Source organism: Streptomyces sp. NPDC057474, assembly GCF_042802555.1.
In the GTDB taxonomy this organism is placed as follows: domain Bacteria; phylum Actinomycetota; class Actinomycetes; order Streptomycetales; family Streptomycetaceae; genus Streptomyces.
This window is the reverse complement of sequence record NZ_JBHVDX010000325.1, coordinates 1-8,055: the sequence shown is the minus strand read 5'-3', so window position 1 is coordinate 8,055 and position 8,055 is coordinate 1. Positions and strand designations below refer to the sequence as shown.

The 8,055-nt window shown below is 73.0% G+C and carries 6 protein-coding genes and 2 pseudogenes; 4 read left to right on the top strand and 4 right to left on the bottom strand.

Going from position 1 to position 8,055, the window contains the following annotated elements; translation table 11 throughout:
- Positions 1–25: 25 nt before the first annotated feature.
- A complete protein-coding gene (locus ACFU53_RS44460; protein WP_384005637.1) occupies positions 26–199 on the bottom strand; it encodes a hypothetical protein in 174 nt (57 codons plus the stop codon).
- On the opposite strand from ACFU53_RS44460, the pseudogene ACFU53_RS44455 reads away from it, so the two are divergent.
- Positions 195–365 (top strand): annotated as a pseudogene (locus tag ACFU53_RS44455) (helix-turn-helix domain-containing protein); the annotation flags it as partial. The gene ACFU53_RS44460 and the pseudogene ACFU53_RS44455 overlap by 5 nt on opposite strands.
- A 47-nt stretch (positions 366–412) precedes the next feature.
- Here ACFU53_RS44455 and ACFU53_RS44450 read toward each other — a convergent pair.
- Both ACFU53_RS44450 and ACFU53_RS44445 read right to left on the bottom strand, forming a co-directional pair.
- The gene (locus tag ACFU53_RS44450; RefSeq protein ID WP_384005635.1) at positions 413–2,932 is read right to left on the bottom strand and encodes a SpoIIE family protein phosphatase; all 2,520 of its coding nucleotides are present in this window, start codon (positions 2,930–2,932) and stop codon (positions 413–415) included.
- 34 nt (positions 2,933–2,966) lie between these two features.
- Positions 2,967–3,104: a hypothetical protein gene (locus tag ACFU53_RS44445; RefSeq protein ID WP_384005639.1), complete on the bottom strand. Its 138-nt coding sequence runs from the start codon at positions 3,102–3,104 to the stop codon at positions 2,967–2,969.
- Here ACFU53_RS44445 and ACFU53_RS44440 point away from each other — a divergent pair.
- Positions 3,045–3,821 (top strand): annotated as a pseudogene (locus ACFU53_RS44440) (alpha/beta fold hydrolase). The gene ACFU53_RS44445 and the pseudogene ACFU53_RS44440 overlap by 60 nt on opposite strands.
- A 415-nt stretch (positions 3,822–4,236) precedes the next feature.
- On the opposite strand, the gene ACFU53_RS44435 reads toward ACFU53_RS44440, so the two are convergent.
- Complete coding sequence (locus ACFU53_RS44435) at positions 4,237–4,668, bottom strand: PPOX class F420-dependent oxidoreductase (protein ID WP_384005633.1); 432 nt, start codon at positions 4,666–4,668, stop codon at positions 4,237–4,239.
- A 43-nt stretch (positions 4,669–4,711) separates the two neighbouring features.
- Here ACFU53_RS44435 and ACFU53_RS44430 point away from each other — a divergent pair, with 43 nt between their 5' ends.
- Positions 4,712–5,380: a MerR family transcriptional regulator gene (locus ACFU53_RS44430; RefSeq protein WP_384005631.1), complete on the top strand. Its 669-nt coding sequence runs from the start codon at positions 4,712–4,714 to the stop codon at positions 5,378–5,380.
- Between the two features lie 709 nt (positions 5,381–6,089).
- On the top strand, positions 6,090–7,910 hold the full coding sequence (locus ACFU53_RS44425) for a protein kinase (RefSeq protein ID WP_384005629.1): 1,821 nt from the start codon (positions 6,090–6,092) through the stop codon (positions 7,908–7,910).
- Positions 7,911–8,055 lie beyond the last annotated feature (145 nt).

Below are 8,055 nucleotides of genomic sequence, written 5' to 3'. Positions count from 1 at the left end.
GTCTCGTCGTGGTGGTCGCCGCGGTTCAGAACAGGCCGTGGGAGTGCGGCAGTTCGGCCGGTATGGACGCGATGACCCGCGCGACGGACGCGGTGCCGAAGCCGTCGAGTCCGTCGGCGGCCTCGGGGTTGTGCTGGGGGTACGTCTCGGTGGATATGTGGTCGGTCAGCACCGAGTAGTCGACGGCGACACACCTCATCGACGCCCGAGTCACCCTCGAGGCCAAACGCCTCCTCGCCCACACCGACCTGCCCGTCAGCTCCATCGCCCACCGCCTCGGTTTCACCGAGCCCACCAACTCCACCAAGTACTTCACCCGCACGTCCGGCCGGACGCCGGGGGCGTTCCGCGAGGCACAGAGCTGAACGGCGACTCGGTCCGGAGCCGGGCCGGAGGGCGGCCGTTCGCCCGGCTAGAGGGCGGCCGGTGCCGGGAACGCGACAGTGGCGGAGTCGTTCAGTTCGGCCCAGACCGTCTTGCCCTGGCGGGCGCGGCGTGTTCCCCAGTGTTCGGCGAGCTGGGCGACGAGGAGGAGGCCGCGGCCGCCCTCGTCGAAGACGCGGGCGCGGCGCAGGTGCGGGGTGGTGCCGCCGGAGTCGGAGACCTCGCACATGAGGGAGCGGTCGTGGATGAGGCGCAGCCGGACGGGGGGCCGGCCGTAGCGGATGGCGTTGGTGACGAGTTCGCTGACCACCAGCTCGGCGGTGAACTCCAGCTCCTCCAGACCCCAGTCGCCCAGTTGCCGGGTGACGTTCGCCCTGGCCCTCGCGACGGCGGCGGGTTCGGCCTCCAGGTCCCAGGTGGCGACCTGGCCGGCGCCCAGGGCTCGGGTCCGGGCCAGGAGCAGGGCGACGTCGTCGGGTGGCCTGGCGGGCAGCAGGGCTTCGAGTACGGCGTCGCAGGTGGCCTCAAGGGAGGCGGCGGGCCGGGCGAGGGCGTCACGGAGGCGGTCCAGGCCCGCGCCGATGTCGTGGTCCCGTGCCTCGATCAGACCGTCGGTGTAGAGCGCGAGCAGGCTGCCCTCGGGCAGTTCGAACTCCGCCGCCTCGAACGGCAGCCCGCCCAGGCCGAGCGGCGGGCCCGGGGGCAGCTCCAGGATGTCGACGGTGCCGTCCCGGGTCGCCACGGCGGGCAGCACATGTCCCGCGCGAGCGAGGGTGCAGCGGCGCGAGACGGGGTCGTACACGGCGTAGAGGCAGGTGGCGCCGATGTCCCCGGTGCCTGCGGCGGCATCGGCGGTGTCTGCGACACCGGCCGCTCCGGTGACGGCGGAGGACGCGGAGGCTGCGGCGGACTCGGCGTCCGGGGCAGCGGAGGCGGGTCCGGCACCCGTGCCCGTGACGGCCCCGGCCTCGTCGTCCGCGCCGCTCTGCTCCACCTCGGCGGCCAGGCGGATCACGACGTCGTCCAGGTGCGTGAGGAGTTCGTCGGGTGGCAGGTCGATGTCGGCCAGGGTGCGTACGGCGGTCCTGAGGCGGCCCATCGTGGCGGCGGCGTGGATGCCGTGGCCCACGACGTCGCCCACGACGAGGGCGACCCTGGCCCCGGAGAGCGGGATGACGTCGTACCAGTCGCCTCCCACGCCGCCCTGGGCGTCGGCGGGAAGGTAGCGGAAGGCGACGTCGACGGCGGACTGCTTCGGGGTGCGGCGCGGGAGCAGGCTGCGTTGCAGGGTGAGGGCGGTGGCGCGGGCGTGTGTGTAACGGCGGGCGTTGTCCACGGCGACCGCCGCCCTCGCCGCGATCTCCTGGGCGAGCAGCAGATCCTCGTCGTCGAACGCGTCGGGGTTACGGTCCCGGCAGAACTGCGCGACACCGAGCGTGGTCCCTCGTGCCCGCAGCGGCACCACCAGCGTGGAGTGGACCGGTCGGGTGCGGCCGACCCGACTGCCGTCCACGGCCCGGCCACCGTCCACGGCACCGCCACCGCCCGTCGCACCGCCACCGCCCACCACATCGGCGTCGCCGTCGGTTCCGGCCCCGCCCACCGGGGCGCTCCCGCCTCCGGCTCGCCTGCCGCTCCCGGCACTCGCGCGACCCCCATCGATTCGACCGCCGTCCTCGTCCCGGCCGCCCTTTCCGGCACACCCACCGGCCGAAGGCGCCGAAGTCGCGTGCGGCCCCCGGCGCCCGCCGTCGAGGCGATGCCTGGTGGGCTGGCCCGTCGTCAGGGCGCGGGACGGCGGTGAATCGGGCGGGAAGGTGTGTGGTTGCCGGTGGGCGGTCGTCGACGCCGGGTCGGTGCGGGCACCCGATCGCTGGGCGACCCGGCGGAGTACGGGTGCCGCGGGCGGGTCCTCCGGCGGGCTGTCGTGGGCGTTGAGCGCCGAGTCGAGCAGGTCGACGGTGACGAGGTCGGCGAAGTGCTCGGTGGCGAAGTCGGCCAGTTCCTCGGTGGTGCGGCCGATGTCCAGTGTGGTGCCGATGCGCATGCTGGCCTCGTTCACCATCGACAGCCGCCACCGCAGCCGCCGGTCCCGTTCCTCCTCGTACGCCCCGACGCCCTGCTCGGAGGTGCGGTCCACGTACCCCGTCGCCGTCACGATCAGTCTGCGGGCGGCCTCGCTGATCAGGGCCGCGTCGTCGGTGCACCGGGGCATCTCTTCGAGCAGACGGTCGAGGATGACGCCCTGGCCGAGGCGGAAGGCCCGCAGCACCGCGCTGACGGGGATGCCGTGCCGGGCCATGCGGCGCACACGCGCCAGTTCGGCGGCCGGTACCTCGATACCGTCCGGGTCGACGCCGTACTGGAGGGCGGACAGCACCGCGACGACGTGTTCGGCGACGTTGTCCGCGGCCATGGCGTCGGGGTGCTCCCACAGCTCGGGCATCTCGCGGCGCAGGCATCGTTCCACCTCGGCGGTCAGCTCGTCCGCTCTGGGGACGAGCTGACGCGCGACACGGGACACAAGACCGTCAGCCGTGGAGTCCACAGTCACGACGGTACGCCGAACAACCGCTTACGCCCTACCGTGAGCCCGCCCGGTCCGCCGCGTCCCGGAAGACCCGGTTCGGATGGTGCTCCAGGACCTCCGTCGCGGACTCCTGGCTGCGCCGGCCGACGAGGACGCCGGGGTGTCCCGGACCCCCATCGTCCTGATCCACGGAGCGGGCCCCTGTTCCGCCATGTGGTACCCGAACACCCCCGACCTCAGTGCCGACCGGCCCATCCACGCCCTCGACCCCCCGGGCGACCCCGGCCGCACCGTCCCACGCGCCCCATCCACCGGCCCGAGGACGCCGCCCGCCGGCTGGACGCGTCTCTCGCCGGGCTCGGGCTCGACCGCGTCCATCCGGTCGGCGCCTCCTACGGCGGCCGGCTCGCCCTGAACCAGGCACACCGATCCCCCGGCCGCCTCGCCACGGTCACGCTCCTCGACCCCGGCGGGCTGGAGAAGGTGGGGCTGCGCTTCTTCGTGTGGATCTTCGCCGGCCTCTTCGCGACCTTCGCGCCCAAGGTGATGCGCCCGCGTCCGGCGGCCTGGCTGGAGCAGCCGGTCCTGTCGTGCCCCAGCTGCGCACGATGATCAGAACGGCCGTGCGCGCCTACCGCATCCGCCGCCCGGCTCCCCTGCCCCTCACCGACGAGGAACTGTCCACCGTCCGCACCCCGCTCCACCTGGCACTCGGCAGACGCAGTCTCCTCGTGCACCCCCGCCGGCAGGTGGAGCGTGCACCGCGCCTGATACCGGGCGCCGGGCCGAGATCTCCGACACCGGCCACGGACCGTGGATGGACCACGCGGAGGAGAGGAACCGACGGATGCTGGACTCCATGGCCCGCGTCGACGCACGGACCGGGCGGCGCGACCCCTCCGCCTGATCAGGGGTGGTAGCTGCTCGCCAAGGAGTGCGCATGAGGTCGAATGAGTTCGATCGTGTGATGGTCGGCTTCCGGGCTGGCGTTGTCCTGGGCCGTTCGGGTTGGCGTGATCGTGCGGTCTGGGACGCGGGGTACGGCGTCAGCGTGCGGGGCCCGGTGTTTCACCGGTGTGATGGTTCAGGGCCTCTCCGTCGCCTCTGGCTGTACCTATTCGGCCAGGTCGTGCAGGGCTGTGTCCATCAGCGGCCTCCGGCCGCGGGGGCCTCCCGGGCCCGGGCCCGGACCACGCACAGGATGCGTGTCGCCACCCCGGGGACGAGTACGCCGGGGACCAGCTCGCCCAAGACCGTTCGGGGCGCGCGGCTGAACGGACTCACTCCCGCTCAGTCCACAGGAACGGTGCACCCGGACGCCGTCAGCCGATCGCGGCGCCGTACACATGGTCGACCGTGAGGGTGATGAGGACCCGGCGGTCGGAGACCATCACCGAGCGGTACTCGTCCCAGTCCGGGTGCTCCCCGGCGGCGGCACGGTAGTAGTCCACCAGGGCCTGGACCTCCGGGCCCTGGGGGTCGGTACCCGGTCCGGTGAGGTGGGCCGTGCCCTCGGCGGTGGCCCAGGACATGCCGTCGGAGCTGGTCACCTCCAGGGCGGCGCGCGGGTCCCGGCGCAGGTTGGCGGTCTTGGCGGTCGCCTCGGTGGTGGAGATGTGGATGACTCCGGCCTCCTCGTCGTAGTAGGGCATGACGGGAGACAGTTGGGGGCGGCCGTCCGACTTGAGGGTGGCGAGGACGCCGAGCCGGCTCTTCGCCAGCAGGGCACGCGGGTTGAACGGTGTGGCGGTCATACGAGGATCATCAACCTTCACATCGGTATGAAGGTCAAGAAGAGTGGGAGGCAGAGGGAGCGAGGGAGCAGGAAGGGGCGGACGCGATGGGCGACGAGGGGAAACGGGCGTGCTGATCGGGGAGTTGAGCCGACGGACCGCCGTCCCCGCGCATCTGCTGCGGTACTACGAGGCGCAGGGGCTGCTGGAGCCCGCGCGCAGCGCCGGTGGTTACCGCGAGTACACCGACGACGCCGTCCTCACGGTGACACAGATCAGAAAGCTGCTCGAAGCCGGGCTGTCCACGCAGGAGATCGCCCTCATGCTGCCCTGCGCGACCGGTGCGGCCCCGGAGCTGGAGCCCTGCCCCGAACTGCTGGAGGTCCTGCGGGCCCGGCTGCACGAGGTGGACGAACGCATCGACACGCTCCTGCACTCCCGCCGGGCCCTCCACGACTACATCGATGCCACCGAGCGGCAGGTCCCGGGGGAGCCCGCCCCAGGACAGCCCGCCCCAGGGCAGCGTCAGGGCCGCGACTCCACCGCCGGCACCCGGCGACGTGCGAGCAGCGACCCTGCCGACACCAGGGCCGAGGCGAGACCGAGCAGTCCGACGGCGGCGGCCAGGCCGCCGACCGCCGAGGCGACGCCGATCAGCACGAGCGGGCAGACGAACTCACCGGCGAAGAACGCGGCCGTCCACAGGCCCGTGCCGCGGCCCCGGTCGGCGTAGTCCAGCCTGGACATCGCCGCGGTGAGGAGGGAGGGCAGCAGGATGCCGGTGCCGACGCAGTTGAGGATGCCGCCCGCGATCAGCAGCGCGGGGTTGCCGGCCAGGCCCATCACCACGAACCCGGCGGCGCAGGGCGAACACGGCGGCAGCCTGTCCTCGGGTGTGCCGGGCAGCCTGGTGAAGGCGATGGAACCGGCCACGGTGGCGGCGCCGGCGAGCGCGGTGGCCGGACCGATGACCCCGGTGGACGTCACGCCCAAGTCGTCCAGCAGATACGCCGTTCCCACGGGCACGGCGTAGAAGACCATGCCGCCGAAGACGGTCAGCACACAGATGCCGGCCAGCCGCCGCAGGGGGAACGGCCGTGCCTGGCCCGGGAGCTCTCTCCCCCCGGTGACCGTTCCGGCCCGGGCGGCCTTGTCGGGTCCGCCGGCCCTCCCGAGGCCGTCAGGCACGCCGGTTCCGTGCGCCGTGCCGGTTCCGTGCGCCGTGCCGGTTCCGTGCGCCGTGCCGGTTCCGTGCGCCGTGCCGGTTCCGTCGACCGTCTTCCGCCGGGACATGAAGGCGATCGGCACCGACTGGCTGCGCTCCAGGAACGCGCCCGCGTTCACCCCGCACGCCCCCGGACCGGTCCTCCTCACCGGCCCTTGCCTCGGGCCGGTTATTGTGACGAGGCGAATCGAACGTACGCAGGGCTGGCGGAGGGCACGTGGTGTCGGACGTAGGGCGGCTCGTCGCCGGGCGCTACCGGCTCACGGAGCAGATAGGCCGCGGCGGCATGGGCACGGTGTGGCGGGCCGGGGACGAGGTCCTCGACCGCCAGGTCGCGGTGAAGCGGCTGCACGTGCAGCCACATCTGTCGCCCGACGACCTCGTCACCCTGTACGAGCGCACGCGCCGCGAGGCCCGGAGCGCGGCCCGGATCGCGCACCCGAATGTGATCGTCGTCCATGACGTCGTGGACGACCATGTGGGCGACCACGTGGACGGTGTCCGGGGCGGTGCCGAGGGCGGCACCGGTGACGGTCGGCCCTGCATCGTCATGGAGTACGTGCAGGCGCCCACACTCGCCGACGTCCTCACGGACGGCCGGACCCTCCCGCCCGAGGAAGCGGCCCGTATAGGTCTGGGCATGGTCGCCGCGCTGCGCGCCGCGCACGCCGCCGGTGTCCTGCACCGCGACGTCAAGCCCGGCAACGTCCTGCTCGGCGCCGAGGGCCGGGTCGTCCTCACCGACTTCGGCATCGCGATGACCGCGGACGCCTCGACCCTGACCAAGACCGGCGAGATGGTCGGCTCCATCCACTACATGGCCCCGGAGCGGATCCGCGGCCAGAAGCCCGGCCCCGCTTCGGACCTGTGGGCCCTGGGCGCGACGCTCTACCAGGCGGTCGAGGGCCGCCCGCCGTTCCGCCGCCTCACCGCGATGGAGGCCGCGTACGCCATCGCCGTGGACCCCCTGGAGCCCTTGAAGCAGGGCGGCGCCCTGCAACCCCTGGTCGAGGCCCTCCTCGCCAAGGACCCCGCCGACCGCCCCACCACCGAACAGACGGAACGCGCACTCCGCGCCGTGGTGTCCGGCCAGGCGACGATCGCCCTGCCGACGCCGATGCCGATGCCGACGCCGGGCGCCGGTGGGTCGGCAGACGGGGGCTTGTCCGTCGAGGGCTCGTCCGCTGGGGGCTCGACCGACGAGTGGGAGGCCGGCGGCCGGCACACGGGCCGAGGGACACTTTCGGGAACCAACAGGGGCACGGGCCGGGAAACGGGTGGCGGCCAAAGGGAAACCGGAGCGGTCGCCCACCGGGAGAGGGACCGCGACGGCGGCCGGGGCAGGACTGGTCTCGACGCCGGCCGGGGCGACTCCGGCTCCCCCGGCGGCGCGGGCCCTGAGAACGGCCGACCGTCCCGCCAGAGCCGAAAGAAGCGCCGGACCCTCGTGCCGATCGCCGTCGCGGTGACCGTGGCCGCCATGGCCGTCGGGGCCACGCTCTACTCGACGTCGAACCCCGACGGAGAGGCCGCCTCACCAGGCAGCGGAAACTCCGCCACCGCCACCCCGTCCTACTCCCCCTCCCCCGTACCCGACGGCTTCCACCTGGTAACGGACGACACCCTCGGCATCTCCTTCCCCGTCCCGGACGGCTGGAAGGCCGGCAAGCGGACGGCCGAGTCGGTCACCTACACCGATGAGACAGAACTGGCCGAACTCACGATCGGCGTGGTGGACCCCGCCGGCTCGCACCCCATGGCCCACTTCGAGGACATCGAGGCGAACACCAAGATCAACTACCCCGGCTCGTACCGGCGGCTGCGTATGCAGCAGACCACCTTCCGTGGGCAACCGGCGGCCATCTGGGAGTTCACCTTCAAGGGACGGGCCCGCGCCTTCCGCGCCATCGACCTCGGGTACGGCCGCGCGGGGGAACGGGAGTACGACATCTATCTCTCGGCCCCGGACGACGACTGGGACACCTACCGCCCCACCTTCGACCGGGTCAGGGACGGCTTCGTCACAGGCGTCTCCTGACCCCTCCCCCAGGTGGGCCCCAGGTGGGATACGCCGGGCCGATCGCCGCCCCCTAGTGAGCCGGTTTTGAGTTCTCCCGTCGCCACTTGAGTCGTGTTCCGTTTCGGATCGTGGCTTGGGCGGTGACGGGGCTGGTGGTTTGCGG

Coding starts and splice junctions, on each gene's coding strand:
- ACFU53_RS44435 (WP_384005633.1), bottom strand. CDS start 4,668: ATGACCGCCACACCGTTCAACCCGCGTGCCCTGCTGGCGAAGAGCCGG.
- ACFU53_RS44460 (WP_384005637.1), bottom strand. CDS start 199: ATGAGGTGTGTCGCCGTCGACTACTCGGTGCTGACCGACCACATATCC.